Source organism: Streptomyces sp. NPDC014991, assembly GCF_043080665.1.
In the GTDB taxonomy this organism is placed as follows: Bacteria; Actinomycetota; Actinomycetes; order Streptomycetales; family Streptomycetaceae; genus Streptomyces.
The window spans coordinates 1-25,093 of the sequence record NZ_JBIBVY010000038.1; the positions used below are offsets into that span (position 1 = coordinate 1).

The window sequence follows — 25,093 nt, forward strand, 5'->3', positions numbered from 1 at the left end:
TGTGCGCAGCGGGTTGATCTCCGAGACGGCGCCGACGAACGTGGTCTTGCCCACGCCGAAGCCGCCCGCCACCACGATCTTCGCGGAGGTGGTGGCCCGACCCGTGTCAGAGCTTGCGAAGTCCACTGAGCACCCTTTCGAGCAGCGTCACATCAGGAGCGCCGCCGTTGTTCTCGTCGCCACCCGGCTGGTGGATGGCGACCAGGCCGGCCTCGGCGAGGTCGGCGACCAGGATCCTGGCCACTCCGAGCGGCATGGCCAGCAGCGCGGAGACCTCCGCGACCGACTTGACCTCGCGGCACAGGTGGCAGATGCGCTGGTGCTCAGGGAGCAGTCCCATGAGCGCTGCCGGATCGGCCGTGGTGCTGATCAGCGCCTCGATGGCCAGCTGATACCGCGGCCGGGTCCGGCCGCCGGTCATCGCGTACGGCCTTACCAGCGGCTGGTCGCCCTCGTCCCCGTACGGCTCCGCGTACGGATCATGATGAGCGGTGGGCGGGGTCATGAATCCTCCGGGCGGGACAGCAAGTCGGTCAGTCAAGCCGTCTGACGGGGCCGGTGGGGGGATTGTGGCGGCCGGACGGTGTTTTCGTGAGGTGGGTGGTGCCGGGGGCGGTCAGTGAAGCAGACTGCCCTGGAGTTCGGCGCGCAGGTCCGGGGTGAGTACCGCACCCGCGCGGTCGACGAGCAGTGCCATCTCGTAGCCGACGAGGCCGATGTCGCACTCGGGGTGGGCCAGAACCGCGAGGGACGACCCGTCCGAGACGGACATCAGGAAGAGGAACCCGCGTTCCATCTCGACGACCGTCTGCGCCACGGTGCCGCCCTCGAAGATCCGGGATGCCCCGGCCGTCAACGAGGTCAGCCCGGACGCGACGGCCGCCAGCTGGTCGGCGCGGTCCCGCGGGAACCCTTCGGACATCGCCAGCAGAAGGCCGTCGGCGGAGACCACCACTGTGTGGGACACCCCAGGGGTGTTGTCCACGAAGTTGGTGATCAACCAGTTCAGGTTCTGTGCCGCCTGGCTCATCGGACTCAACTAACGCTCCTGCTGGTGAGTGGGGCTCGGGTAGCTGCCGGTCTGGCCGCTGCCGGCCTGACGGCCCTGAGCGATGCCCCGACGAAGATTGGTCAGCCGGCCGCGTACGTCGTCAGGCGCACGCGAGACCTGCGGACCGGCTTGGTGCTGTTGCTGCTGTGCGGTCCCCGGGACGAGGTTCGCCCGGGGCACGCGGCGCGGCAGGCCGGAGGTGGTGATCCCGCCCGCGGCGGGCTGCCGTACGCGCTCGGCCTGCCGGACGAGTTCGTCGTTCGGCGAGGTGCGCCAGGAACCGGTGTTCGAGGCGGACCGCTGGGGAGCCGGGGCGGGTGCCTGCGGCTGCTGCGGCGCGGGCGCGTTCTCCTGCTGCTGGGTGCCATGGAACCAGTTGGTCTCCAGCGTGTCGTACAGCGGGGTACGGCCGTCACCCGGTCCACTGGCCGGCGGCAGCGCCTCCGGCTCATGGCGGACCGGACGCTGCTGCGGCTCCTGGCGCACCGGACGCTGCTGCGGAGCCGGTGGGCGCGGGGCGCCGAGTTGGTCCCGGACGGCCGGCTGCGGGCGCTCGAACTGCCCGGTCTGCGAGGGGTCCTGGCGGCCCGGCAGCGCGTGCTGCCCGGTGGACCCGCCGTCGAATCCCTGCGGCGCCTGCGGGGTCTGCGGTGCCTGCGGGGCCGGGAACTGACCCGTGTGCCGGTCGCCGTTGTCCTGCCGCGCGGGCCCCGCCGACGTGCCGAACACGTCGGAGCGGACGAACGGGTCGGTTCCCTGCGGGCCACCGGGGCCGTCGAATCGGCCCGGCTGCCGGCCGGCGTCGGGACGCGCGAACCGGCCCGGCTGCTGCGCGGTGTCCGGACGGGCGAACTGGCCCGTGTGCGCGGCGGAGCCGGAAGCGTCGGGCAGCTCCGGGCGCGTGTACTCACCCGTGCCGGTGGCCGAGCCCGGGCCCTGCCGGTCGTCCACGCGCGGCATGGGCGCGGTCTGCGCCGGGTCCTGCTCGTCGTGGCCGCGCGGGGCGTCCAGCGAGGCACGCGACAGCGGGGCCTGGGAGGCGCCCCAGTCGGACGTGCGGGGCTGCGGGGCACCGCCGGGCAGCTCGGCCCGCGGACCGCCGCGCGGCGGCAGCTGGGGCTGGCGGCTCTGGTCGTTGCCGGCGGGCCGCTGCGCGTTGCGGCCGCCGAAGGCGCCCTGCTGCGGACCGCCCGGGTTCGCGGCCTGGAGGCCCTGCGGGGCGCCCGGCGTCTGACCGCCGAAGGCACCCGCGCCGGACCCGGCGGCGGGGGGCGTGCCCTGCTCGAACGCGGCCGCGGGCCTGGCGGACTGCCGGCCCTGCTGCGGGGCACCGGCACCGCCCTGCGGTCCGCGCGCTCCGCCCGGCGCACCGGGACGCCCGCCCTGGCCCGCGCCGGGCAGCGCGGCCCGGGGACCCTGGGCGGAACCGACCTGGCCACGCGGGCCGGGACCGGCACCGAGCAGACCGCCACCGGCCGGGCCGCCGCCGAGGGCACCGCCGTTGTTGCCGTTCGCACGCCGGGCCGCGGCCGCACCGGCGGCTGCCTGCGCGGCGGCCGGACCACCGCTCGACACGGGCGCGCCGGGCTTGCCCGGGACGGGCTTCTTGCCGCCCTGGGCGACGTCCACGGGCAGCATGACCAGCGCGGTCGTACCACCGGAGTCGGAGGGGCGCAGCTGGATGCGGATGCCGTGGCGCTGCGACAGGCGGCCGACCACGAACAGACCCATGCGGCGGGAGACGGAGACGTCCACGGTGGGCGGCGCGGCGAGCCGCTCGTTGATCGCCGCGAGGTCCTCGGGGGAGAGGCCGATACCGGTGTCGTGGATCTCGATCAGCACCCGGCCGTCGGGCAGCGCGTGACCGGTGACCTTGACCTTGGTCTGCGGCGAGGAGAACGACGTCGCGTTCTCCAGCAGCTCGGCGAGCAGGTGCACGAGGTCGTTGACCACGCGGCCGGCCACTTCGGTGGTCGGCACGGAGGCCAGCTCGATGCGCTCGTACTGCTCCACCTCGGACGCGGCGGCACGCAGCACGTCGACCAGCGGCACCGGACGCGTCCAGCGGCGGCCGGGCTCCTCACCCGCGAGGACGAGGAGGTTCTCACCGTTACGGCGCATGCGGGTGGCGAGGTGGTCCAGCTTGAACAGCGAGGACAGCTGGTCCGGGTCGGCCTCGCGGGACTCCAGCTCGGAGATGAGCGACAGCTGACGCTGGATCAGGCCCTGGGAGCGGCGCGAGAGGTTGGTGAACATCGCGTTGACGTTGCCCCGCAGCAGGGCCTGCTCGGCGGCGAGGCGGACCGCCTCGCGGTGCACGTCGTCGAAGGCCGCGGCCACCTGGCCGATCTCGTCCCGGGAGTGCACACCGACCGACTCCACGGAGGTGTCGACGTCCTGCGGGTCCGCCTCCGACAGCTGCTTGACCAGCTCGGGCAGCCGGTCCTGGGCGACCCGCGTCGCGGTCTCCTGGAGCCGGCGCAGCGACCGGATCATGGACCGGGCCACGACGAACGCGCCGACCAGCGACACACCGAGCACGAGCAGGATCAGCGCACCGGAGATGATGGCGTCACGCTGGGTGGCGCTCTTCAGCTCGCGGGCCTTCTGTTCCATCTCCTCGAGCAGCGTGTGCTCGATCTTCTTCATCTGCTCGAGCTTGGTGGAGCTGGCGTCCACCCAGTCGCGGTACGAACGCGCCGGCAGCTGCTGGAGGCCGTCCGGGGACTCGAAGGAGCGCTTGGCGTAGGTGTCGGCCGTCTTGATCGTCGCGTTGCCGTCGTCGATCGGCTGGAGGAGCAGCTCGGCGTCCTGGTTGGCGTAGATCTTCCGGAAGATCGCCAGCTCGGAGCCCTCGCTCTCGTAGGCCGACTGGCCGTAGAGGCGGTCGTTCTCGGAGAGGTCGCCCTTGGTCGCGGTGGTCGCGGGCAGCGCGGCGGCGATCATGGCGCGCTGTACGGACGCGTACTCCTTGGCGGTGGAGAAGGCCGCCAGGGCGCGGGTGCGCGAGATCATCTCCGGGTTGCTGGACGCCTCGGCCATGTCCTGGGAGAGGCCGATCAGCTGGGTGATGAGCCGGTGGTAGGACTCGACCGTCTGGGTGGCGTTGTCCTTGGACGCGTACGCCTTGTCGCGGATCTTGGCCAGGTCGTCCAGCTGGTTGGCGAGACCGACGAGCGCGTCACGCACGCCCTGGAGGTTGCCGTCCTTGCTGGCCGCGTCGATCTGCTCGGAGGCGTCCAGGAAGTTGTCGCGGGCCCGGTTGGTCTTCTGCTGGAAGGCCTTGACCTGGTAGTCGTTCGTCTTCAGGCCACCGTGCGACAGGGGGCCGGCGGACTGGTCGCGCTCGTCCTGGAGCGCGGCGGCCAGCTCGGTCGCCTGCTTGGTCATGTCCGTCAGCAGCTTCATGTTGTCGAGCTGCTGGATGTCGTTCATGTTCTGGTCGATGCGCAGCGCGCCCAGCGAGGTCGCCGCGACCACGGGCAGCGCGAGCAGCGACACCAGGCGCGTGGAGATGCGCCAGTTGCGCAGGGCCAGGCGTGAACCGGCGCTCTGGGCCTGCGTGGACTTCGCCGCCGGTGCGGGGTTGCCCGCGGACGCCGCCGTGGTGGCGCCCGACGGGGCCGGCGCGCCGGGGCGCCCGCCACGCTCACCGCCGCCTCCGGACGGGCCCGGGCCCTGGCTGTGGGCGTGCTGGGGCGAGGAGCTGCCCTTCATGGGGCCAGTCCCGTCGTGCGACTCCGGCTCCGCCGAAGCGCTGCCATCCCTCTTGAAACGTCCCTGCACTAGCGTCGCAACCTCTGGACCAGGCGCCCCTCCGCGTGAACGGAGGGACACGGTGTCGGCGTCGTGGAGAGCGCCCTGAATACGCCCCCCGGGTGGTCTTGAGTGACCGGCGCTGGTTCCCCCCTGTCCCGCCGCCGCTCGGCGCTGCGTAGCGCCCTCTGCACCGGCTCGATCCCGCGGCGGTCCGTGGAATTCCAGCACAGTGCAGGATCTCCAACAAGGGCAGTGGGCCGAGCTGTGACCTACGTGACGGGCTGTGAGGGGTGGGTTACCGGCCGTGGGGTCGATCTCGGAACAAACCGGGCGTACCGCTGCGAGTCGCCGCTGGGTACGAGGTGTCCCAGTCGCCATGATCAGGAGCGGAATGGTGGCTTCAGGGGGTCAATGTCCGTTTCGTCAAGCCGGGTTGGCAGCCGGAATTGACCGGTTTGCCCGTGAGTTCGTGAGCAAACTCACAGGCATGTCGGGCGCGGTCGGCACCTTCGGCGGGGAATCGGATGTTTAGCCTGACGCTTTACAAGAGCGGCCACTCCGACCAGAGGCACAGGACGACAACGGTGAAGACGACGATGATGTTCCGCCCGATTGCCAACCCGCGGCGCACGACCCTGGCGCACCTCGAGGACGCCGGCGACCTGGCCACGCCCGAGCTGCCGGAGCACACGGTCGACCTCCCCGCCCAGACGGCCAACCCCCGGCGCACGGTTCTCATGGAGATCCCGGCCGGCGCCGGCGCCCCGGCCGGCGCGTAGCCGACAGTCCCGCCGAGCGCGGCCGGACGGATCGCACGACGGTCCCTCCGGCCGCGCTCGGCTATTTCCCGGCGTATCCCATTCACACGCGCGCGCTTTTCCCCGCGCCTTGCCGACCGCCCCCGCAAACCGCGGCCCATTCCCGCCCGCCGGACCCGCCCCCCGCGCCTGACCTGCGGGAAAACCCCCGAAATCGCATTCCTCCACGCCGGTCCCCACGGCCGGAAAACGCCCGGTCGGCCGTCGTACCGGCCGAACGCGCGGCCCTCCGACCGGTTAACCTGAGGCGTCAGTACGCCGGTTCTCAGTGAGGGGCGCAAGGATCCCGTGCGCATCGCCAGGTTCTCCATCGACGGGAACGTCGCCTTCGGCGCGGTCGAGGGCGACAAGCAGGACGAACTCGTCCTCGACATCATCAAGGGCATCCCGTTCGCGGACTACGAGCTGTCCGGCACGAAGGTGCCGCTCGCCAAGGTCAGACTGCTCCCGCCGGTCCTGCCCAACAAGGTCGTGGCGTTCGGCCGGAACTACGCCGACCACGCGCGTGAACTGGGCAACGAGGTGCCCGAGGCGCCGTTCGCCTTCTTCAAGCCCTCCACCTCGGTGATCGGCTCCGGCGACGACATCCAGTACCCGCCGTTCACCGAGGAACTCCACCACGAGGCCGAGCTGGCCGTCGTCATCGGCCGCATGTGCCGCGAGGTGCCGCGCGAGCGCGTCAAGGACGTGATCTTCGGCTACACCTGCGCCAACGACGTCACCGCCCGCGACGTCCAGCGCCGCGAGAAGCAGTGGGCCCGCGCCAAGGGCTTCGACACCTCCTGCCCGCTCGGCCCCTGGGTCGAGACGGACCTGGACCTGGAGCGCGCGAACGACCTGACGATCCAGCTCACGGTCGGCGGCGAACAGCGCCAGCTGGGCCGTACGAGTGAGATGCTCCACTCCATCGAGGACCTGGTCGTCAACATCTCCGAGGCGATGACGCTGCTCCCCGGCGACGTCATCCTCACCGGCACCCCGGCGGGGGTCGGCCCCCTCCACGTCGGCGACGAGGTCGCCGTCACCATCGAAGGCATCGGCACTCTCACCAACAAGGTTGTCAAGCGTGGCTAGCGCACCCGGCTCCCCCGTACGCGTCCGTTTCTGTCCCTCGCCCACCGGTAACCCCCATGTGGGCCTGATCCGAACCGCCCTGTTCAACTGGGCGTTCGCGCGGCACCACCAGGGCACCCTGGTCTTCCGCATCGAGGACACCGACGCGGCCCGCGACTCGGAGGAGTCCTACCAGCAGCTGCTCGACGCGATGCGCTGGCTCGGCTTCGACTGGGACGAGGGCCCCGAGATCGGCGGCCCCCACGCGCCGTACCGCCAGTCGCAGCGCATGGACATCTACCGGGACGTCGCCCGCAAGCTCCTGGACGCCGGCCACGCCTACCACTGCTACTGCTCCCAGGAGGAGCTGGACACCCGCCGGGAGGCCGCCCGCGCCGCCGGCAGGCCCTCCGGCTACGACGGTCACTGCCGCGACCTGAGCGCCGGGCAGGTCGAGGAGTACGAGGCCCAGGGCCGCACCCCGATCGTCCGCTTCCGGATGCCCGACGAGCCGATCACCTTCACCGACCTGGTCCGCGGCGAGCTGACCTTCACCCCGGAGAACGTGCCGGACTACGGCATCGTCCGCGCGAACGGCGCCCCGCTGTACACGCTGGTCAACCCGGTCGACGACGCCCTGATGGAGATCACCCACGTCCTGCGCGGCGAGGACCTGCTCTCCTCCACCCCGCGCCAGATCGCCCTGTACCGGGCGCTGACCGAGCTGGGCATCGCCCGGCAGACCCCCGCCTTCGGCCACCTGCCGTACGTGATGGGCGAGGGCAACAAGAAGCTCTCCAAGCGCGACCCGCAGGCGTCCCTGAACCTCTACCGGGAGCAGGGTTTCCTGCCCGAGGGCCTGCTCAACTATCTGTCGCTGCTGGGCTGGTCGCTCTCCGCGGACAAGGACATCTTCACGATCGACGAGATGGTCGCGGCCTTCGACATCGCCGACGTGAACCCCAACCCGGCGCGCTTCGACCTGAAGAAGTGCGAGGCGATCAACGGCGACCACATCCGCATGCTGGAGGTGAAGGAGTTCGCCGAGCGCTGCCGCCCGTGGCTGCGGGCGCCGTTCGCCCCGTGGGCGCCGGAGGACTTCGACGAGGCCAAGTGGCAGGCGATCGCCCCCCACGCCCAGAGCCGGCTGAAGGTCCTCTCGGAGATCACCGCCAACGTCGACTTCCTCTTCCTCGCGGAGCCGGTCTTCGACGAGGCGTCGTGGACCAAGGCCATGAAGGAGGGCTCGGACGCCCTCCTGCGCACGGCCCGCGAGAAGCTGGAGTCGGCCGACTGGACGTCCGCGGAGTCCCTCAAGGAGGCCGTCCTGGCCGCCGGTGAGGCCCACGGCCTCAAGCTCGGCAAGGCGCAGGCGCCGGTCCGCGTGGCCGTCACCGGCCGTACCGTCGGCCTGCCGCTCTTCGAGTCCCTGGAGATCCTGGGCAGGGAGCGGACGCTGGCCCGGATCGACGCGGCGCTGGCCAAGCTCGCGTAACCGGGCGGACCACGGCAGGGGCGGCACCCGGGGTTCCGGGCGCCGCCCCTTCGTCGTCGGCAGGGACGTCCGTTGCCCCCGCCGCCGTGCCGGAACGTCCCTCGCCGGGGCCGCGCGCATACCCGTTTTGGAGCCCCGTCCACCTTCGGGTAATGTTCTTCCTGCGCCGAGGGGAGCGGGCCGGAAGGCCGGAACCTCACGGAGCACGCTAGAACGAGATCCCCGCAAGGGCTTGAGTTCCAGTGGCCTATGGTGTAATTGGCAGCACGACTGATTCTGGTTCAGTTAGTCTTGGTTCGAGTCCAGGTAGGCCAGCTCGCAGAGCTCATCTGCAAAGCCCCCGTTGTGTAGCGGCCTAGCACGCTGCCCTCTCAAGGCAGTAGCGCCGGTTCGAATCCGGTCGGGGGTACAGATCCTTCCCGCGAGGACAGCCGGGTCGCTCCCGCTGACCTCGACGCAGGATCGCTAGGGCCCCCGTTGTGTAGCGGCCTAGCACGCCGCCCTCTCAAGGCGGTAGCGCCGGTTCGAATCCGGTCGGGGGTACTGACTGGTCTAAACCATCATTGGTCTATGGTGTAATTGGCAGCACGGCTGATTCTGGTTCAGTTAGTCTTGGTTCGAGTCCAGGTAGACCAGCTCGGATCTGCGGAAACGTAAGATCCAGGGCCCCCGTTGTGTAGCGGCCTAGCACGCCGCCCTCTCAAGGCGGTAGCGCCGGTTCGAATCCGGTCGGGGGTACGTAAAGGGAAGGCCCTCCACTTCGGTGGAGGGCCTTCGCCGTTTCCACCGCCGTAACTCCGCGCGGACCACGACTGGTTCCGCGCCCCCGTCGTACCCGCCCCGGCGGCCGGGGCGCGCACGGCATGTGACGGGTCGCACCGGAGCGGGCCGGGCGGGCCCACTGACGCCGCGCGACCGCATGTGCCGGTCGAGGGCCGGCTGCGCGCGGGAGGGTGATGCCGGGCCCGCCGCCGGGTGGCGGAGACGCGGAGCGGGACGCTCACGCCCTGCGGGCCCGGGTCGCCCGGGAGCCGATCGACGCGGTCCAGGACGTCGCTCCCGCCTCCGTACCCGGGGCCCCCTGCCGGACCTGCGCGACCTTCCTGCCGGACGTCTCGGGCTGTCGCTGTCGGTCGTGGGACAGGGCGCGGGCGTGCGTGTCCGGGTGGGGGCAGGTGGCATGCGCCGTCGCCGGTTCCGGGTGGTGGCCGCGCGGTCAGGCAGGGGTGTCGGGGGTGAAGCGGTAGCCGATGCCGGGTTCGGTGATGAGGTAGCGGGGCCGGGAGGGTTCCGGTTCGAGTTTGCGGCGGAGGTTGGCGAGGTGGACGCGCAGGTAGTTGGTCTCCTTCTCCTATCGGGGCCCCCAGACCTCTTGCAGGAGCTGACGTTGGCTGACCAGAAGCCCGGGGTGGCGGACGAGGATCTCCAGCAGGTGCCACTCGGTGGGGGTGAGGCGGATCTCGCCGGCTGCGGTGGTGACGCGCTTGGCGGCCAGGTCGACGGTGAAGGCGGCCGTGACGATCCGGGGCTGTTCGTCGGCGGGGGGGGCCCGCCGTAGGGCGGCGCGGATGCGGGCGAGGAGCTCGCCCATGCCGAAGGGTTTGGCGACGTAGTCGTCGGCGCCGGCGTCCAGGGCGTTGATCTTCGCGGTCTCGTCGTGGCGGGCGGACAGGACGATGATCGGGGCGGTGGACCAGCCGCGGAGGCTTTCGATGACGTCGATGCCGTCGAGGTCGGGCAGGCCGAGGTCGATGACGGCCAGGTCGGGGGCTGCGGTGGCGGCGGCGTGCAGGGCGCTGGTGGCATCAGGAGCGGCGTTGGTCCGGTAGCCGCGGGCGTTCAGGGCGATGGTCAGGGCGCGCAGCAGGTGGGGGTCGTCGTCGACGACGAGGATGCGGGTCATGGCGTGGTGGGGAGGGTGAGGGTCATGGTCAGGCCGCCGCCGGGGGTGTCGGTGGGGGTGAGGGTGCCGTTCATGGCTTCGGTGAAGCCGCGGGCGATGGCCAGGCCCAGACCGACCAGGTCGTTCATCTTGTCGGCAGAGGCGTCCACGGTGGCCAGGAGCTCGGCGCCTTGATGCCGGCGAGCGGGGTGCGCAGGTCGTGGCCGACGGCGGCCAGCAGGGCTGCGCGCAGTTTGTCGATCTCGGTCAGTTCCCGTGCGCGTGCGGCCTGCGCGGCCAGGCGTTCCGCTTGCAGCGCGCGGGCGGCGGCGGTGGCCGGCAGGGTGAGGAAGCGTTGGTCGGCGGCGAAGACGGCCGGGCCGTCGGCCATCAGCCGCAGGTGCTCCCCGGCCGGTGCGGACAGCGTTGGATCAGCTGATGGCGGGTTGCCGACGACAGCGACCGGGTGTTCGCCGTCGGGGTCGCGTTCCAGCACCGGCCGCCACCGACACGGCCACCGTCATCACGTAGTCCACCATCAGCGCCGAGGCCACCACCAGCCCCGCCCACGGCCCCAGGTTGCGCGAGGCCACCTCGTACGAACCGCCGCCGGACGGATAGGCCTGCACCGCCTGCCGGTAGGACAGCACCACCACGGCCAGCAGCACCACCACCGCGGCCGCCACCCACGGCGCCAGGTGCAGATAGGCCAGTCCGCCCAGCGTCAGCACCAGCAGGATCTCCTGCGTCGCGTACGCCACCGACGACAACGGGTCACTGGCAGAAACCGGCAGGGCAATCCGCTTGGGCAGCATCTGCTCACCCAGACGGTCGCTACTGAGGGGGCGGCCCGCGATCAGCCGCTTGAACGATATCGACACAACCGGCAGCAAACGCGCCTGCCGAAGCGGCGCCCGAATCTTTGCGCCCTCTTGACGCCGCCACCGGCGATCTTCACGCCGTCTTGGCGTGAGCGTCCTCACCGTCGTCGGGCCGGGCGTCCGGGTCACGCGGCGGGCGCAGTCCGCGGCCGGGACCGCCGGCGGTGATTTGTCGTCCCGGCCTGCTCAGCAGTCGGAGATTCCACCGGCACGACCGCTGTACCGCAACTGCTCACACCCGGACCCGACCGGGGTACGGACGACGCCGGAGCCTGTCGGTCCCGCGACCAGGACGTCTCCCGCACACCGACAGGAAGCCGCGTACGGTCGCCGGCCCCGTCGCCGCGGGGGCGAGCGGTGCCCGCCTGCCCGAGGACGTCCGGCGAGCCCTGGACGACGCCCCGACGAGGGCGCGCGCACGGTCCGGCTGACCGGGAGGACCACCGGTCCGTCCGTCCCGTCGGAGAAGGGCTGCCGCGGCGTTGAGGCCGCCCTTCCCCGGCGGGAGCGGACCGGACGGTCCAAGGTGTCAGCCCGAGCGGCGCAGGGCCTCGGAGAGGCGGCCGGCCGCGTCGATGACCGCCTGGGCGTGCATCCGGCCCGGGTGGCGCGTCAGGCGCTCGATGGGGCCGGAGACGGACACGGCCGCCACGACCCGGTTGGAGGGCCCGCGTACCGGCGCGGAGACGGACGCGACGCCCGGCTCGCGCTCGCCGATCGACTGGGCCCAGCCTCGCCGCCGCACGCCCGACAGGGCGGTCGCCGTGAAGCGGGCCCCCTGGAGGCCGCGGTGCAGGCGCTCGGGCTCCTCCCAGGCCATCAGGATCTGCGCCGAGGAGCCCGCCTTCATCGTGAGCGTGGAGCCGACCGGGACGGTGTCCCGCAGACCGGACAGGCGCTCCGCCGCGGCCACACAGATCCGCATCTCGCCCTGGCGCCGGTAGAGCTGCGCGCTCTCGCCGGTGACGTCACGGAGATGGGTGAGCACGGGGCCCGCGGTCGCCAGCAGGCGGTCCTCGCCCGCCGCCGCCGCGAGTTCCGCGAGTCGCGGGCCGAGGATGAACCGGCCCTGCATGTCGCGTGCCACCATGCGGTGGTGTTCCAGGGCCACGGCCAGGCGGTGGGCCGTGGGTCGTGCCAGTCCGGTGGCCCCGACCAGACCCGCGAGGGTGGCCGGACCGGACTCCAGAGCGCTCAGGACGAGGGCCGCCTTGTCCAGAACGCCGACGCCGCTACTGTTGTCCATGCAACGATACTCGCGTCTCACTCTGTGAAACGCAAGTTCAATTTTCCATGGAACGCGCCACCCTGGAATCACACAGCGGCCCGCAGACCGACGGGCCCGGCGGTGCACGCCCGGAATCACGACTTCAGGGGCCCCGAGAAGGGCAGTCGCCGCTCCTCAAGATCTCTAGTTGGGCCGGTGGACGTTTGCCGGCCGGAGGGAAAGCGATGGGTAGGACACTCGCGGAGAAGGTCTGGGACGACCACGTCGTCCGGCGCGCCGAGGGCGAGCCCGACCTCCTCTACATCGATCTGCACCTGCTGCACGAGGTGACCAGCCCGCAGGCCTTCGACGGGCTCCGCAAGAACGGCCGCCGGGTCCGCCGCCTCGACCTCACCATCGCGACCGAGGACCACAACACCCCGACCCTCGACATCGACAAGCCCATCGCGGACCCGGTCTCCCGCGCCCAGCTGGAGACGCTGCGCAAGAACTGCGCCGAGTTCGGGGTACGCCTGCACCCGCTGGGCGACATCGAGCAGGGCGTCGTCCACGTCGTCGGCCCGCAGCTGGGCCTGACCCAGCCCGGCACCACCGTGGTCTGCGGCGACTCGCACACCTCCACGCACGGCGCCTTCGGCGCGCTGGCGTTCGGCATCGGCACCTCGCAGGTCGAGCACGTGCTGGCCACCCAGACGCTGCCGCTGGCCCGCCCCAGGACCATGGCCATCACGGTCGACGGCGAACTGCCGGACGGCGTCACCGCCAAGGACCTGATCCTGGCGATCATCGCGCGGATCGGCACCGGCGGCGGCCAGGGCTACATCCTGGAGTACCGCGGCTCCGCCATCGAGAAGCTCTCGATGGAGGCCCGGATGACCATCTGCAACATGTCGATCGAGGCCGGTGCCCGCGCGGGCATGATCGCCCCCGACGAGACCACCTTCGCGTATCTCAAGGGCCGCCCGCACGCCCCCGAGGGCGCCGACTGGGACGAGGCCGTCGCCTACTGGAAGACCCTGCGGACGGACGACGACGCGGTCTTCGACGCCGAGGTGGTCATCCGCGCCGACGAGCTGTCGCCGTTCGTCACCTGGGGCACCAACCCCGGCCAGGGCGCGCCGCTTTCGGCGGACGTCCCCGACCCGGCCTCGTACGAAGACGCTTCGGAGCGCCACGCCGCCGAAAAGGCCCTGGAGTACATGGGATTGGCGGCCGGACAGCCGCTGCGGACCATCACGGTGGACACCGTCTTCGTAGGCTCCTGCACCAACGGCCGCATCGAGGACCTGCGTGCCGCAGCGGACATCATGCGGGACCGCAAAGTCGCCGACGGCGTACGGATGCTGGTCGTGCCGGGCTCCGCGCGCGTGGGTCTCCAGGCCGTCTCCGAGGGCCTGGACGTGGTCTTCAAGGAGGCCGGCGCCGAGTGGCGGCACGCGGGCTGCTCGATGTGCCTCGGCATGAACCCCGACCAGCTGGCTCCGGGTGAGCGCTCCGCCTCCACCTCCAACCGCAACTTCGAGGGCCGGCAGGGCAAGGGTGGCCGTACCCACCTGGTGTCGCCGCAGGTCGCGGCGGCCACCGCCGTCCTGGGCCACCTCGCCTCCCCGGCCGACCTGACCGACGACCGTACGCCCGCTGGAGTCCGATAACCATGGAAGCCTTCACCACCCACACCGGCCGGGCCGTGCCGCTGCGCCGCAGCAACGTCGACACCGACCAGATCATCCCCGCTCACTGGCTCAAGAAGGTCACCCGGGACGGCTTCGAGGACGGGCTGTTCGAGGCCTGGCGCAAGGACCCGGAGTTCATCCTCAACCGCCCCGAGCGGCGGGGTGCCACGGTCCTGGTCGCCGGCCCCGACTTCGGTACCGGCTCCTCCCGCGAGCACGCCGTCTGGGCACTGCAGAACTACGGCTTCAAGGCCGTGATCTCCTCCCGCTTCGCGGACATCTTCCGGGGCAACTCGCTGAAGAACGGCCTGCTCACGGTGGTCCTGGACCAGAAGACCGTGGACGCGCTGTCGGATCTGACCGAGGCCGACCCCACGGTCGAGGTCACGGTGGACCTTCAGGCACGTGAGGTCCGCGCCCCGGGCATCACCGCCCCCTTCGAGCTGGACGAGAACTCCCGCTGGCGGCTGCTGAACGGCCTGGACGACATCTCGATCACGCTCCGGAACGAGTCCGACGTCGCCGCCTACGAGGCCGGGCGGCCCGCCCACAAGCCCCGGACGCTCCCGGTCTGATCCGGCGCCGCCCGGACCCCCGAACGGGTCGGGTTTCGGCCACCCAACACCCCGCCTGTACCCCCGATCGCCACGATTGGGGGTACAGCCATGTCCGCACCCGAACGGCCCCGCGCATCCTTCCTGGTCGACCCAACTTCCCACGTTACGAAGGCTGTTGGTCGGGTAGGTGAGTGCTGTGTTGACGTCCTGCGCAAGTGCCTGGAAGGCCAATTGAGGCGGCAGTTGCCCCCTGCGCAGGCGACAACTCGCCCCAGATGGCACAATCTGTGCATGGAACACGACGGCCAACTCCAGCTGTATGCGGCGGTCGCGAACCAGCTCAAAGAAGCGCACACGAAGGTGCGCGCACTGCAAGTCCCGGAGGGCGTACGGATGGCGCTGACCCGGAAGCTGCTGGTCATTACGGCCGCGGCCAAGCACGATCTCGCCGACGCGGCAAGGCGGCTCGATCGGTTCACCGAAGACCTCGACGCGGGCCGGATCCCCGGAGAGGACCGCTGAACCGTCCGGGACGGCCGAGTCCGTTGCGGCACAAGGGTGATAAGCCCGTTTCGTGTTTGATTTGCGGTATATATCTGCCTAACGTGCGAAAAAGCTTGAACACTTTCGTTCTGGCGATGTCTCCGAAGGGGAAGACGTGAACAAGGCGCAGCTCGTAGAAGCGATTGCCGACAAGTTGGGAGGCCGCCAGCAGGCCGCCGACGCCGTCGATCATGTCCTGGACGCCATCGTCCGCGCGGTCGTCGCGGGCGAGCGGGTCTCGGTCACCGGCTTCGGCTCCTTCGAGAAGGTGGACCGCCCCGCCCGCTACGCCCGTAACCCTCAGACGGGCGAGCGGGTTCGGGTCAAGAAGACCTCCGTGCCGCGCTTCCGCGCCGGTCAGGGCTTCAAGGACCTGGTGAGCGGCTCGAAGAAGCTCCCCCGCGGCGGCGAGGTGGCCGTCAAGAAGGCGCCCAAGGGCAGCCTGTCCGGCCCGCCGCCCACCATCGCCAAGGCCGTCGGCAAGAAGGCCGCCGCCAAGAAGACCACGGGTGCGGCGAAGAAGACCACGGGCGCCGCCAAGAAGACGACCGGTGCGGCGAAGAAGACGACGGGCGCCGCCAAGAAGACCACGGCGAAGCAGGCGCCCGCCAAGAAGACCACGGCGACCGCCAAGACCACCGCGTCGAAGACCACCGCCAAGAAGGCCACGGCGAAGAGCGCTCCGGCGAAGAAGGTCACCGCCAAGAAGGCCCCGGCCAAGAAGTCGACGGCCCGCAAGACCACCGCGAAGAAGGCCACCGCCCGCAAGGCGACGTCGTAAGGCCGCCGGGGCAGCACACGCCGGGCCGGACTCCCCGCGGGAGTCCGGCCCGCGGCGTGTGCGGCGGCACTTACAGGGTGTGAAGGGTCACGAGGGTGATCCGCGCGGTGTCGCCCTCGCCCTCCGTCTCGACCCGCACCCGCTGGCCGGGCCGCAGCAGCCGCAGGCCGCCCCGGTCGAACGCCGCCGCGTCGAAGGGCACGGGCGTGCCGTCGTCGAGCAGCACCTGCCCGCTGCGGGTGCCGGGGTCGTACGTGTACGCGGTCGCCTGCATGACGGCCAGCGTAGTGCCTACGGCGGCGCACCGCCGGGCCGCGGCCCGACGGCCGGCCGCCGGCCCCCCCGTGCCCGCGCACGCGATTTCCCGCGCCCTCGCGGGGTTTGTCAGCACTCCGGGATCAGCAGCCCCGCCGACACCGCCGCCGTATACCGGCCCACTCCCAGCGCCAGTGCCGCGCGCAGATCCGCGCCGGTGTCCACGTCCTGCCGCACCGAATCGACTCCCGTGAGCAGGAGTTCGGCCGCGCCCGAGGCCCGGTGCCGGGACCGGGAACCGACGCCGAACGCCGGCTGCAATTCCCGGCCGGGCGTCGCCGCCAGCAGCGTCGTACCCAGTGCCGCCGCATCCGCGAGAAAAGCGCGCGGGAATTCCGCGGCCGACTCCAGTACGCGGGACAGTTCCGTCGGACGCAGCGCCGGCAGATCGGCGTTCAGGGCCGCCACGGCGGTGCCGGGGAGTCCTTCCCGTACGACGGCCGCGCCGTGCGCCAGGGCGGCGTTCAGACCGCTGCCCGGAGCGTCCGGGACGATCCGCGCGCCCAGTGCCGCCAGCTCCCGGCCGGCCAGCCCGTCGTCCGTGACGACCGCCACATCCGCGACCGCCGCGCAGGCCAGCGCCGCGGCCACCGTGTCCTGCGCGAACGCCAGGGCCAGGCCCGGACGGACGCCGTCGTCGGCGGTGTCCGCGAGCCTGCTCTTGGCCCGCGTGAGGGGCTTCAGGGGGATGACCAAGGTCCACTGCACCGGCGTACCGTCCCTCTCTTGTCGCGCTCATTGTCACCCGGGGGCTTCGGGCGGCCCGCGAGCCGGGGCGTACGGTGTTCTCGACAGACCGGCGGCCCGGGGCCACACTTGTGCGGCCCCCGCCGGGGTGGCAGCCCTAGAGGAAGGTGTCCTTGTGCCCCGCCGCAGAATCGGCTTCTGGTACCGCTTCGCCGCGGTGCTCTGCAAACCGCCGCTGGTGGTTCTGATCAAGCGGGATTGGCGTGGAATGGAGCACATTCCGGCCGAGGGCGGGTTTATCACCGTGGTGAACCACAATTCCCACGTGGACCCCTTCGCGTACGCGCACTATCAGTACAACACCGGGCGGGTTCCGCGATTCCTGGCGAAGAGCGGGCTATTCGGGAAGGGATTCGTCGGCGCCGCCATGCGCGGCACCGGGCAGATCCCCGTCTACCGCGAGAGCACGGACGCGCTCAGCGCCTTCCGGGCCGCGATCGACGCCGTCCGGCGCGGCGAGTGCGTCGCCTTCTACCCCGAGGGCACCCTCACCCGCGACCCGGACGGCTGGCCCATGACCGGCAAGACCGGAGCCGCCCGCGTGGCCCTGGAGACCAAGTGCCCGGTCATCCCGGTCGCCCAGTGGGGCGCCAACGAACTGCTCCCGCCGTACGCCAGGAAGCCGAACCTCTTCCCGCGCAAGACCCACCGCGTGCAGGCGGGCCCGGCCGTCGACCTGTCCCGTTTCTACGACAGGGAGATGACCCCGGACGTGCTGAAGGAGGCCACCACGGTCATCATGGCGGCCATCACCCGGCAGCTGGAGCAGATCCGCGGCGAGAAGGCGCCCGAGACGCCGTACGACCCCCGCCGTGAGCGGATCGAGCAGCGCCGCCGTACGCAGGCGCAATCACGGGCGCGGGCGCAGACGCAGGGCAAGCAAGCGGAAGGGCAGAGCACGTGAGCAAGCCTGTGCGGGCGGCCGTCATGGGCACCGGATCGTGGGGGACCGCCTTCGGCATGGTCCTCGCCGACGCCGGCTGCGAGGTGACCCTGTGGGCCCGCCGTCCCGAGCTGGCCGAGGCGGTCAACTCCACGCGGACCAACCCCGACTACCTGCCCGGCGTGGAACTGCCGGAGAACCTGCGCGCCACCTCCGACGCGGCCCGGGCCCTCGGGGACGCGGACTTCACCGTCCTCGCCGTCCCCTCACAGACCCTGCGCGCCAACCTCGCCGAGTGGACCCCGCTGCTCGCGCCGGACACCGTCCTCGTCTCCCTGATGAAGGGCGTCGAGCTCGGCTCCACCATGCGGATGAGCGAGGTCGTCGAGGACGTCACCAAGGTCGGCGCCGACCGCGTCGCGGTCGTCACCGGGCCCAACCTGGCCCGCGAGATCGCCGCCCGGATGCCCGCCCTGGCCGTCGTCGCCTGCACCGACGAGCAGGTCGCCCAGCGGCTCCAGGCCGCCTGCCACACCCCGTACTTCCGGCCGTACACCAACACCGACGTGGTCGGCTGCGAACTCGCCGGCGCCGTCAAGAACGTCATCGGGCTCGCCGTCGGCATCGCCGACGGCATGGGACTCGGCGACAACGCCAAGGGCTCGCTCATCACGCGCGGTCTCGCCGAGACCACCCGGCTCGGTCTCGCCATGGGCGCCGACCCGCTGACCTTCTCCGGACTCGCGGGCCTGGGTGACCTGGTGGCCACCTGCTCCTCGCCGCTGTCCCGCAACCACACCTTCGGCACCAACCTCGGCAAGGGGATGTCCCTCCAGGAGACCATCGCGGTCACCCGGCAGACCGCCGAGGGGGTCAAGTCCTGCGAGTCCGTGCTGGATCTGGCCCACCGGCACGACGTCGACATGCCCATCACCGAGACGGTCGTCAGCATCGTGCACGAGGGCAAGCCGCCGGTCGTCGCCCTCAAGGAGCTGATGGCCCGCAGCGCCAAGCCCGAACGGCGCTGAGCCTCCCCCCGCCCCCCGCACGGCCCCTGGGAGCCTCCTGAGCGACGCTGCGCGACCGTCCGTGCGACGCTGAGCGACGGCCCGGAGGCGCGCGCTGACGTGGCCGCTGCCTCCAGGTACTCTCAACCCGATATGAGCACCGAGAACCTTCCCCAGAGCCCTGAGCAGCCGTCGCGCAAGCCGCGCGTGGCGGTCGTGTTCGGCGGGCGCAGTTCCGAACACGGAATCTCCGTGGTCACCGCCGGCGCCGTCCTCAAGGCCATCGACCGGACGAAGTACGACGTCCTGCCGATCGGCATCACCTCGGACGGCCGTTGGGCCCTGACCGCCGACGAGCCGGAGCGGATGGCCATCACCGACCGCCGCACCCCCACCGTGGAGGACCTGGCGGAGTCGCACGAGGGCGGCGTGGTGCTCCCCGTCGACCCGGCGAACCGCGAGGTCGTCTACAGCGAGCCCGGCTCCGTGCCCAAGGCGCTCGGCGAGGTCGACGTGGTCTTCCCGGTGCTCCACGGACCCTACGGCGAGGACGGCACCCTTCAGGGCCTGCTGGAGCTGTCCGGGGTGCCGTACGTGGGGGCGGGCGTGCTCGCCTCGGCCGTCGGCCAGGACAAGGAGTACATGAAGCGGGTGTTCACCTCCTTCGGGCTCGCGGTCGGCCCGTACGTGGTGATCCGGCCCCGAGAGTGGGCACAGGACGAGTCCGCCGCCCGCAAGAAGATCGTCGACTTCGCCGGTGAGCACGGCTGGCCGCTGTTCGTGAAGCCCGCGCGCGCGGGTTCGTCCATCGGCATCACCAAGGTCGACGACCTGTCCGGCCTGGACGAGGCCATCGCCGAGGCGCAGGCCCACGACCCGAAGATCCTGGTCGAGGCCGCGGTGCGCGGGCGCGAGATCGAGTGCGGCGTCCTGGAGTTCGAGGACGGCCCGCGGGCCTCCGTGCCGGCCGAGATCCCGCCGCCGGACACGCACGCGTACTACGACTTCGAGGCGAAGTACATCGACTCCACGCCCGGCATCGTCCCGGCCCCGCTCACCGGGGAGCAGACCGCCGAGGTGCGCCGGCTCGCGGTCGAGGCGTTCGAGGCGGCCTCCTGCGAGGGCCTGGTGCGCGCGGACTTCTTCCTCACCGAGGACGGCGAGTTCGTGATCAACGAGATCAACACCATGCCCGGCTTCACGCCGATCTCGATGTACCCGAAGATGTGGGAGGCCACCGGCGTGAGCTACCCCGAGCTGATCGACCGGCTGGTGGGGGCCGCGCTGCGCCGCCCGACCGGTCTGCGCTGACCCCCGGCCCGGTTCAGCCCCGCATGGAGGCGATCCCTTCCGGGATCGCCTTCTTCACCGCCGGCGCCAGATCCATCAGGACCTGTGCGCTGTCGTCGGGCCCGGACCACTTCTTCGGCAGCGTCACCTGCACGTAGGCCCGGCGCTCGGACGTGGTGAACCGCCAGGTGCCGTCGCTCTCCTTCTCCATCAGCCAGTCGACGCCGTCGACCCCGCCGCCCATCGCGTCCGGGTCGTCGCCCTGCGCCACCTTCGGGTCGATCATCTTCGGCGGCCGGACGATGCCGCAGCGCAGTATGATCGCCGGGCTTCCCCAGCCCGCCGTGTAGACGGACCGGGGCTCGGGGTCGGCGCGGGTCTGCCCGTTCACCTTCCGGGGCAGAGCCCGGTCCAGGTCCCTGCACACCGGGGCGGTCTTCGCGTCGGGGGTGGGAACCGCGACCGTGGCGCTGCCCCCCGCGGGGGAACAGGCCGCGGCCGCGAGCAGCAGGGCGGGCGCGAGCAGGGCGAGCGGCCGGTGACGGAAGATGTTCACCGGCCAAGCGTAGACGGGGGCTACAGATGCACGACCGGACAGGTCAGGGTGCGCGTGATGCCGTCCACCTGCTGGATCTTCGCGACCACCATGCGGCCGAGATCGTCGACCGTCTCGGACCGGGCACGCACGATGACGTCGTACGGTCCTGTCACGTCCTCGGCCTGGATCACTCCGGGGATCTTGCTGATCGTCTCGGCGACGGTCGACGCCTTGCCGACCTCCGTCTGGATCAGGATGTACGCCTGTACCACGGAACCTCCAGGGCGGCCACGAGGATCATGTGGGGAAAAGGAACGCCACGGTATCGCGTCGCCGCTCCCGGAGGGGAGACCCGCGGGGAGCGGGCTTGCGCGTCAGGGTGCCGGCACGGCGGACGTTGACGGTCACCACGGCCGCTGCGCGGCGGCCGTGCCGACCGCGACGGCGGTCACCTCGACCGTATCGGGGACACTGATGACGCGCGACCGGGCACGGCAAGGGAGAGAAGGGGAGCAAGGGACATGAAGGGCACTGTTGGTGAGCTCGGGGAGTTCGGGCTCATCAGGGAGCTCACCTCCCGTCTCACCACCACTCCGGCGGTCCGGGTCGGCCCCGGCGACGACGCCGCGGTGGTCGCCGCACCCGACCGCCGGGTCGTGGCGAGCACCGACATCCTGCTGGAGGGGCGGCACTTCCGCCGCGACTGGTCCACGGCCTACGACGTCGGCCGCAAGGCCGCCGCGCAGAACCTCGCGGACATCGCCGCGATGGGCGCCGTACCGACCGCGCTGCTCCTCGGCCTGGTCGTCCCGGCCGAACTGCCGGTCACCTGGCCCAGCGAGCTGATGGACGGCCTGCGCGACGAGTGCCAGGTCGCCGGCGCCGCCGTCGTCGGCGGGGACGTCGTACGCGGCGACACGATCACGGTGGCGATCACCGCGCTCGGTGATCTGCGCAACCACGAGCCGGTCACCCGCGCGGGTGCCCAGCCCGGCGACCTCGTGGCCGTCACGGGCTGGCTCGGCTGGTCCGCGGCCGGCTACGCGGTGCTCTCCCGCGGCTTCCGCTCGCCGCGCGCCTTCGTGGAGGCCCACCGGCGCCCCGAGCCGCCGTACCACGCGGGCCCGGCCGCCGCCGCGCTCGGCGCCACCGCGATGTGCGACGTCAGCGACGGCCTGATCGCCGATCTCGGGCACATCGCCGAGGCCAGCAAGGTCCGGATCGACATCCGGTCCGGCGCCATCGACATCCCGACGCAGATGAACGACATCGGACAGGCCGTCGGTGTCGACCCGCTGCAGTGGGTGCTGAGCGGGGGAGAGGATCACGCGATCGTGGCGACCTTCCCGGCGGACACCAAGCTCCCGGCCCGCTGGAAGGTCATCGGCGAGGTCCTCAACCCCTCCGCGCTGCCCCAGGTGACCGTCGACGGGGCGCCCTGGACCAGCAAGGGCGGCTGGGACCACTTCGGGGACATCGAGCCGTGATCCCCCGCGTTCTGACGGTGGCGGGGTCGGACTCCGGCGGCGGTGCGGGGATCCAGGCCGACCTGAAGACGATGCTGGCGCTCGGCGTGCACGGCATGAGCGTGCTCACCGCGGTGACCGCGCAGAACTCGCTGGGCGTGCAGGGTGTCTGGGAGCTGCCCGTGGAGGCGGTACGGGCCCAGTACCGCAGCGTCGTGGACGACATCGGCGTCCAGGCCGTCAAGACCGGCATGCTGTCCTCGGCGGAACTGGTCGAGGCGGTCGCCGAGTTGATCACCGGTACGGACGCGCCGGCCGTGGTGGACCCGGTCGGCGTCTCCAAGCACGGCGACCCGCTGCTGGCCGCGTCCGCGCTGGACGCCGTACGGACGAAGCTGCTGCCGGCGGCGACCGTGGCCACCCCGAACCTGGACGAGGTGACGCAGCTCACCGGGGTGCGGGTCGCTTCCGAGGCCGACCTGCGGCGGGCCGCGGCAGCCGTGCTGGAGTACGGGCCGCGGTGGGTGCTGATCAAGGGCGGGCACCTGGCGGACGCCGAGCAGGCGGTGGACCTGCTGACCGACGGCTCCGCCGAACACCTGCTGCGGGCACCGCGCCACGACAACCGGCACACCCACGGCACCGGCTGCACCCTCGCCTCGGCGATCGCGTGCGGCCTGGCGAGGGGGCGGTCCGTGCCCGAGGCGGTCACGGCGGCCAAGGAGTACGTCAGCGGGGCGATCGCCGCCGGGTTCTCCCTCGGCGCCGGGATCGGGCCCGTGGACCACGGATGGGACCTGGCGCGGGAAACCCCCTGAGACCGGGCGGGCGGCGCCGCCTCCGGTGGGCGGGTACGGCAAAAAGCCGGCCCACCCGGAGGTGGACCGGCTCAGTGCACGAACCAGGCAGTGGCCGCGCGCTCAGCTGTAGCGTCAGCGCGAGACCTTGCCGGCCTTGATGCACGAGGTGCAAGCGTTCACGCGCTTCGGCGTCCCGCCCACCACGGTACGCACACGCTGGATGTTCGGGTTCCAGCGGCGGGGCGTACGGCGGTGGGAGTGCGAGATGTTGTTGCCGAAGCCCGGCCCCTTGCCGCAGACGTCGCAGTTGGCAGCCACGGGTCACTCCAAAGACTTCAGATGCACTTACGGTTGATCCCGGCATGCCGGGATCGAGATCGTACGACCTGTGATCTGAGTGGCACTGCCAGGGGGAATGGCCCGATTGGATCGGGCAACCGGAGCAGCATACAACGACTGCGTCCGTACAGCGAAACTACCATGACAGCTCAGGGCCCCGCTCCCGGCCTCCCGCCGGAGGCCGCCCCCGCGGGGTCTACGCTGCGTCCACGTCCAGCCAGTTCAGGGAGGCGCAGGTGGCGCAGGTGCCGCAGACGTTCTTCGATGCTCTCGCGGTGCGCACCTGGTGCGGTCTGGCGCTGCGCGCGCTCGGGCGGGCACGCGAGGAGATAGACGCGATCAACGTCTATCCGGTGGCCGACGGCGACACCGGAACCAACCTGTACCTGACGCTGGAGTCGGCGGCGACGGCCGTGGAGGCCGTGTTCGCCGGGTACGCGACCGGCTCCGGGGAGCCCGCGCTGGCCGACGCCGTCCGCGCGATGGCCCACGGCGCGCTCATCGGGGCCCGCGGCAACTCCGGGACGATCCTCGCGCAGCTGCTGCGGGGCATGGCACAGGTGCTCGCCGGGAGCGGTGACGCGGCCCGCGGCGACGGTACGGAGCTGCGGCTCGCGCTGCGCCGGGCCGCCGACTCCGCCCGGCAGGCCGTGGCGCACCCCGTGGAGGGCACGGTGCTGACGGTCGCCTCGGCCGCCGCCGACGCCGCGGAGGGTGCCGAGGGCGACTGCGGGAGCGTCGCGCGCGCCGCCTACGAGGGCGCGCGGACGGCCCTGGCGGCCACTCCGGGCCAGCTGGCCGTGCTGGAACGCGCCGGCGTGGTCGACGCGGGCGGGCGGGGACTCGTGACAGTGCTGGGAGCGCTGGTGGAGGCGTGCACCGGGGAGCCGGTACGAGAGACCCCCAAGCGACCCGAAGCCACCCCGCACGCCCGCCCGGAGGGCGTCCCTGGTGCGGGCCTGTGCGCGGAAGGGGCCGAAGCCGGTGTCCACGCGGGCGTGGACGGTGCCCCCGGTGCCGGGCCGTGTGCCGACGCCGTCGACGGGGGCGGGCCGGCGTCCGGGCCCGCGTTCGAGGTGATCTACCTGCTGGAGGCCGGCGACGCGGCCGTGGCCCGGCTGCGCGCGCGGCTCGACGCCCTCGGGGACTCCCTGGTCGTGGTCGGCGGCGACGGGCTGTGGAACGTCCATGTGCACGTGGACGACGCGGGTGCCGCCGTGGAGGCAGGCGTGGAGGCCGGGCGGCCCTACCGGATCCGGATCACCCACTTCGGGGCCGGTGACGTGCACACCGGCGGCGGGCACCCGCCGCGTGAGCGCGCCCAGCGGGCCGTCGTCGCCGTCGTACCGGGCGAGGGGCTGGCCGGGCTGTACGCCGAGGCCGGCGCGACCACCGTCCTCGCGCGCCCGGGGGAGCCGCCCGCCAGCGGCGAGCTGGTGCAGGCGGTACGGCGGGCCCACGCGCGCGAGGTGGTGCTGCTGCCCAACGACGCCGAGCTGCGCCACACGGCCGCCGCGGCGGCCGAGCAGGCCCGCGCCGAGGGCATCCGAGTGGCCCTGATCCCGACCCGCTCGGCGGTCCAGGGCATCGCCGCGCTGGCGGTGCACGAGCCGGAGCGCCGTTTCGACGAGGACGTGGTCCAGATGACCTCCGCGGCGGGTGCCACCCGGTACGCCGAGGTCGTCGTCGCCGAACACCGGTCGTGGACGACGGCCGGCATCTGCCAGGCCGGCGATGTGCTGGGCCTGATCGACGGCGACGTCGCGGTGATCGGCGCGGACGTCACGGCCACTGCCGGGACCGTCCTGGACCGCATGCTCCAGGCCGGGGGCGAGCTGGTCACCCTGGTCGTCGGCGACGAGGCGTCCGAGACGGTCGCCGCCCACCTGGAGGCCCGGGTACGGGACTCCTACCTGGCCGTGGACACGGTGGTGTACCGGGGCGGCCGGCAGGGCGCGCTGCTGCTGATCGGCGTGGAGTGACCACC

Annotated in this window: 24 protein-coding genes, 5 tRNA genes and 3 pseudogenes; 18 read left to right on the forward strand and 14 right to left on the reverse strand. The window is 71.9% G+C overall.

What is annotated here, in order from left to right; genetic code table 11:
* The 4 genes and pseudogenes from ACF1BE_RS34105 to ACF1BE_RS34120 all read right to left on the reverse strand — a co-directional run.
* Nucleotides 1–126 (reverse strand): annotated as a pseudogene (locus tag ACF1BE_RS34105) (ATP-binding protein); the annotation flags it as partial.
* Nucleotides 107–505, reverse strand: a complete 399-nt coding sequence (locus ACF1BE_RS34110) for a DUF742 domain-containing protein (protein WP_009190816.1) — start codon at nucleotides 503–505, stop codon at nucleotides 107–109. The pseudogene ACF1BE_RS34105 and the gene ACF1BE_RS34110, both read right to left, overlap by 20 nt.
* Nucleotides 506–616: 111 nt before the next feature.
* Nucleotides 617–1,030, reverse strand: coding sequence for a roadblock/LC7 domain-containing protein (locus ACF1BE_RS34115; RefSeq protein WP_023546525.1), 414 nt, complete (start codon nucleotides 1,028–1,030; stop codon nucleotides 617–619).
* A 9-nt stretch (nucleotides 1,031–1,039) separates the two neighbouring features.
* Nucleotides 1,040–4,837 carry a nitrate- and nitrite sensing domain-containing protein gene (locus ACF1BE_RS34120; RefSeq protein WP_392202875.1) on the reverse strand — a complete coding sequence of 1,266 codons (3,798 nt, stop codon included), beginning with the start codon at nucleotides 4,835–4,837 and terminating at the stop codon, nucleotides 1,040–1,042.
* A gap of 557 nt (nucleotides 4,838–5,394) precedes the next feature.
* Here ACF1BE_RS34120 and ACF1BE_RS34125 point away from each other — a divergent pair.
* The 8 genes from ACF1BE_RS34125 to ACF1BE_RS34160 all read left to right on the forward strand — a co-directional run bounded on the left by ACF1BE_RS34125 (nucleotide 5,395) and on the right by ACF1BE_RS34160 (nucleotide 8,914).
* Nucleotides 5,395–5,589: a hypothetical protein gene (locus ACF1BE_RS34125; protein WP_392202876.1), complete on the forward strand. Its 195-nt coding sequence runs from the start codon at nucleotides 5,395–5,397 to the stop codon at nucleotides 5,587–5,589.
* Nucleotides 5,590–5,916: 327 nt separating this feature from the next.
* Complete coding sequence (locus ACF1BE_RS34130) at nucleotides 5,917–6,702, forward strand: fumarylacetoacetate hydrolase family protein (protein WP_392202877.1); 786 nt, start codon at nucleotides 5,917–5,919, stop codon at nucleotides 6,700–6,702.
* Nucleotides 6,695–8,176 carry a glutamate--tRNA ligase gene (gltX, locus tag ACF1BE_RS34135; RefSeq protein ID WP_392202878.1) on the forward strand — a complete coding sequence of 494 codons (1,482 nt, stop codon included), beginning with the start codon at nucleotides 6,695–6,697 and terminating at the stop codon, nucleotides 8,174–8,176. The genes ACF1BE_RS34130 and gltX overlap by 8 nt, the downstream gene beginning before the upstream one ends.
* Before the next feature lie 243 nt (nucleotides 8,177–8,419).
* Nucleotides 8,420–8,491: transfer RNA gene (locus ACF1BE_RS34140), tRNA-Gln, on the forward strand.
* 21 nt (nucleotides 8,492–8,512) lie between these two features.
* Nucleotides 8,513–8,585, forward strand: a tRNA-Glu gene (locus tag ACF1BE_RS34145).
* Nucleotides 8,586–8,646: 61 nt separating this feature from the next.
* Nucleotides 8,647–8,719: transfer RNA gene (locus ACF1BE_RS34150), tRNA-Glu, on the forward strand.
* A 21-nt stretch (nucleotides 8,720–8,740) separates the two neighbouring features.
* Nucleotides 8,741–8,812, forward strand: a tRNA-Gln gene (locus ACF1BE_RS34155).
* Nucleotides 8,813–8,841: 29 nt separating this feature from the next.
* Nucleotides 8,842–8,914, forward strand: a tRNA-Glu gene (locus tag ACF1BE_RS34160).
* A 478-nt stretch (nucleotides 8,915–9,392) separates the two neighbouring features.
* Here ACF1BE_RS34160 and ACF1BE_RS34165 read toward each other — a convergent pair.
* The 5 genes and pseudogenes from ACF1BE_RS34165 to ndgR form a co-directional block, all read right to left on the reverse strand.
* A pseudogene (locus tag ACF1BE_RS34165) lies at nucleotides 9,393–10,079 on the reverse strand (response regulator).
* On the reverse strand, nucleotides 10,076–10,228 hold the full coding sequence (locus ACF1BE_RS34170) for an ATP-binding protein (RefSeq protein WP_392202879.1): 153 nt from the start codon (nucleotides 10,226–10,228) through the stop codon (nucleotides 10,076–10,078). Before ACF1BE_RS34170 ends, ACF1BE_RS34165 begins: the two are co-directional and overlap by 4 nt.
* A complete protein-coding gene (locus ACF1BE_RS34175; RefSeq protein WP_392202896.1) occupies nucleotides 10,204–10,554 on the reverse strand; it encodes a hypothetical protein in 351 nt (116 codons plus the stop codon). The genes ACF1BE_RS34170 and ACF1BE_RS34175 overlap by 25 nt, the downstream gene beginning before the upstream one ends.
* Nucleotides 10,553–10,939: pseudogene (locus tag ACF1BE_RS34180) on the reverse strand (DNA-binding protein); the annotation flags it as partial. The pseudogene ACF1BE_RS34180 and the gene ACF1BE_RS34175, both read right to left, overlap by 2 nt.
* Before the next feature lie 529 nt (nucleotides 10,940–11,468).
* The gene (gene ndgR, locus ACF1BE_RS34185; RefSeq protein ID WP_356822533.1) at nucleotides 11,469–12,185 is read right to left on the reverse strand and encodes an IclR family transcriptional regulator NdgR; all 717 of its coding nucleotides are present in this window, start codon (nucleotides 12,183–12,185) and stop codon (nucleotides 11,469–11,471) included.
* Between the two features lie 206 nt (nucleotides 12,186–12,391).
* Here ndgR and leuC point away from each other — a divergent pair, with 206 nt between their 5' ends.
* The 4 genes from leuC to ACF1BE_RS34205 all read left to right on the forward strand — a co-directional run bounded on the left by leuC (nucleotide 12,392) and on the right by ACF1BE_RS34205 (nucleotide 15,721).
* Nucleotides 12,392–13,819 carry a 3-isopropylmalate dehydratase large subunit gene (gene leuC, locus ACF1BE_RS34190; protein ID WP_392202880.1) on the forward strand — a complete coding sequence of 476 codons (1,428 nt, stop codon included), beginning with the start codon at nucleotides 12,392–12,394 and terminating at the stop codon, nucleotides 13,817–13,819.
* 2 nt (nucleotides 13,820–13,821) lie between these two features.
* On the forward strand, nucleotides 13,822–14,415 hold the full coding sequence (gene leuD, locus ACF1BE_RS34195; protein ID WP_392202881.1) for a 3-isopropylmalate dehydratase small subunit: 594 nt from the start codon (nucleotides 13,822–13,824) through the stop codon (nucleotides 14,413–14,415).
* A 273-nt stretch (nucleotides 14,416–14,688) separates the two neighbouring features.
* Entirely contained in the window at nucleotides 14,689–14,919 is a 231-nt protein-coding gene (locus ACF1BE_RS34200; protein WP_392202882.1) for a hypothetical protein, read from the forward strand.
* Nucleotides 14,920–15,055: 136 nt separating this feature from the next.
* Nucleotides 15,056–15,721 (forward strand): HU family DNA-binding protein, encoded by a 666-nt coding sequence (locus ACF1BE_RS34205; RefSeq protein ID WP_392202883.1) that lies wholly within the window; start codon nucleotides 15,056–15,058, stop codon nucleotides 15,719–15,721.
* Nucleotides 15,722–15,791: 70 nt separating this feature from the next.
* Here ACF1BE_RS34205 and ACF1BE_RS34210 read toward each other — a convergent pair whose 3' ends face one another.
* The gene (locus ACF1BE_RS34210) at nucleotides 15,792–15,995 is read right to left on the reverse strand and encodes a hypothetical protein (protein ID WP_392202884.1); all 204 of its coding nucleotides are present in this window, start codon (nucleotides 15,993–15,995) and stop codon (nucleotides 15,792–15,794) included.
* 110 nt (nucleotides 15,996–16,105) lie between these two features.
* Entirely contained in the window at nucleotides 16,106–16,744 is a 639-nt protein-coding gene (gene cofC / locus ACF1BE_RS34215) for a 2-phospho-L-lactate guanylyltransferase (RefSeq protein ID WP_392202885.1), read from the reverse strand.
* 154 nt (nucleotides 16,745–16,898) lie between these two features.
* On the opposite strand from cofC, the gene ACF1BE_RS34220 reads away from it, so the two are divergent.
* From ACF1BE_RS34220 to ACF1BE_RS34230, 3 genes are all read left to right on the forward strand, one after another.
* A complete protein-coding gene (locus ACF1BE_RS34220; protein WP_392202886.1) occupies nucleotides 16,899–17,687 on the forward strand; it encodes a lysophospholipid acyltransferase family protein in 789 nt (262 codons plus the stop codon).
* Nucleotides 17,684–18,694, forward strand: coding sequence for an NAD(P)H-dependent glycerol-3-phosphate dehydrogenase (locus ACF1BE_RS34225; protein ID WP_392202887.1), 1,011 nt, complete (start codon nucleotides 17,684–17,686; stop codon nucleotides 18,692–18,694). Before ACF1BE_RS34220 ends, ACF1BE_RS34225 begins: the two co-directional genes overlap by 4 nt.
* A gap of 132 nt (nucleotides 18,695–18,826) precedes the next feature.
* Nucleotides 18,827–19,984: a D-alanine--D-alanine ligase family protein gene (locus ACF1BE_RS34230; protein WP_392202888.1), complete on the forward strand. Its 1,158-nt coding sequence runs from the start codon at nucleotides 18,827–18,829 to the stop codon at nucleotides 19,982–19,984.
* 13 nt (nucleotides 19,985–19,997) lie between these two features.
* On the opposite strand, the gene ACF1BE_RS34235 is transcribed toward ACF1BE_RS34230, so the two are convergent.
* Nucleotides 19,998–20,519: a DUF3515 domain-containing protein gene (locus ACF1BE_RS34235; protein WP_392202889.1), complete on the reverse strand. Its 522-nt coding sequence runs from the start codon at nucleotides 20,517–20,519 to the stop codon at nucleotides 19,998–20,000.
* 20 nt (nucleotides 20,520–20,539) lie between these two features.
* On the reverse strand, nucleotides 20,540–20,773 hold the full coding sequence (locus ACF1BE_RS34240; protein WP_121786712.1) for an Lrp/AsnC family transcriptional regulator: 234 nt from the start codon (nucleotides 20,771–20,773) through the stop codon (nucleotides 20,540–20,542).
* A gap of 249 nt (nucleotides 20,774–21,022) precedes the next feature.
* Between ACF1BE_RS34240 and ACF1BE_RS34245 the strand changes: the two genes are divergently transcribed.
* Both ACF1BE_RS34245 and thiD read left to right on the forward strand, forming a co-directional pair.
* Nucleotides 21,023–21,988 (forward strand): thiamine-phosphate kinase, encoded by a 966-nt coding sequence (locus ACF1BE_RS34245; protein WP_392202890.1) that lies wholly within the window; start codon nucleotides 21,023–21,025, stop codon nucleotides 21,986–21,988.
* Nucleotides 21,985–22,785 carry a bifunctional hydroxymethylpyrimidine kinase/phosphomethylpyrimidine kinase gene (thiD, locus tag ACF1BE_RS34250; RefSeq protein ID WP_392202891.1) on the forward strand — a complete coding sequence of 267 codons (801 nt, stop codon included), beginning with the start codon at nucleotides 21,985–21,987 and terminating at the stop codon, nucleotides 22,783–22,785. The genes ACF1BE_RS34245 and thiD overlap by 4 nt, the downstream gene beginning before the upstream one ends.
* A gap of 114 nt (nucleotides 22,786–22,899) precedes the next feature.
* Here thiD and rpmB read toward each other — a convergent pair whose 3' ends face one another.
* Nucleotides 22,900–23,085 carry a 50S ribosomal protein L28 gene (gene rpmB, locus ACF1BE_RS34255; protein ID WP_004924906.1) on the reverse strand — a complete coding sequence of 62 codons (186 nt, stop codon included), beginning with the start codon at nucleotides 23,083–23,085 and terminating at the stop codon, nucleotides 22,900–22,902.
* A 257-nt stretch (nucleotides 23,086–23,342) separates the two neighbouring features.
* Between rpmB and ACF1BE_RS34260 the strand changes: the two genes are divergently transcribed.
* Nucleotides 23,343–25,088 carry a DAK2 domain-containing protein gene (locus tag ACF1BE_RS34260; protein ID WP_392202892.1) on the forward strand — a complete coding sequence of 582 codons (1,746 nt, stop codon included), beginning with the start codon at nucleotides 23,343–23,345 and terminating at the stop codon, nucleotides 25,086–25,088.
* Nucleotides 25,089–25,093 lie beyond the last annotated feature (5 nt).

Excerpts from the sequence above, each read along its gene's own strand:
- leuC (WP_392202880.1), top strand. The coding sequence starts at position 12,392 with ATGGGTAGGACACTCGCGGAGAAGGTCTGGGACGACCACGTCGTCCGG.
- ACF1BE_RS34245 (WP_392202890.1), top strand. The coding sequence starts at position 21,023 with ATGAAGGGCACTGTTGGTGAGCTCGGGGAGTTCGGGCTCATCAGGGAG.
- ACF1BE_RS34210 (WP_392202884.1), bottom strand. The coding sequence starts at position 15,995 with ATGCAGGCGACCGCGTACACGTACGACCCCGGCACCCGCAGCGGGCAG.
- leuD (WP_392202881.1), top strand. The coding sequence starts at position 13,822 with ATGGAAGCCTTCACCACCCACACCGGCCGGGCCGTGCCGCTGCGCCGC.
- ACF1BE_RS34200 (WP_392202882.1), top strand. The coding sequence starts at position 14,689 with ATGGAACACGACGGCCAACTCCAGCTGTATGCGGCGGTCGCGAACCAG.
- ndgR (WP_356822533.1), bottom strand. The coding sequence starts at position 12,185 with ATGGACAACAGTAGCGGCGTCGGCGTTCTGGACAAGGCGGCCCTCGTC.
- ACF1BE_RS34115 (WP_023546525.1), bottom strand. The coding sequence starts at position 1,030 with ATGAGCCAGGCGGCACAGAACCTGAACTGGTTGATCACCAACTTCGTG.
- ACF1BE_RS34110 (WP_009190816.1), bottom strand. The coding sequence starts at position 505 with ATGACCCCGCCCACCGCTCATCATGATCCGTACGCGGAGCCGTACGGG.
- ACF1BE_RS34230 (WP_392202888.1), top strand. The coding sequence starts at position 18,827 with ATGAGCACCGAGAACCTTCCCCAGAGCCCTGAGCAGCCGTCGCGCAAG.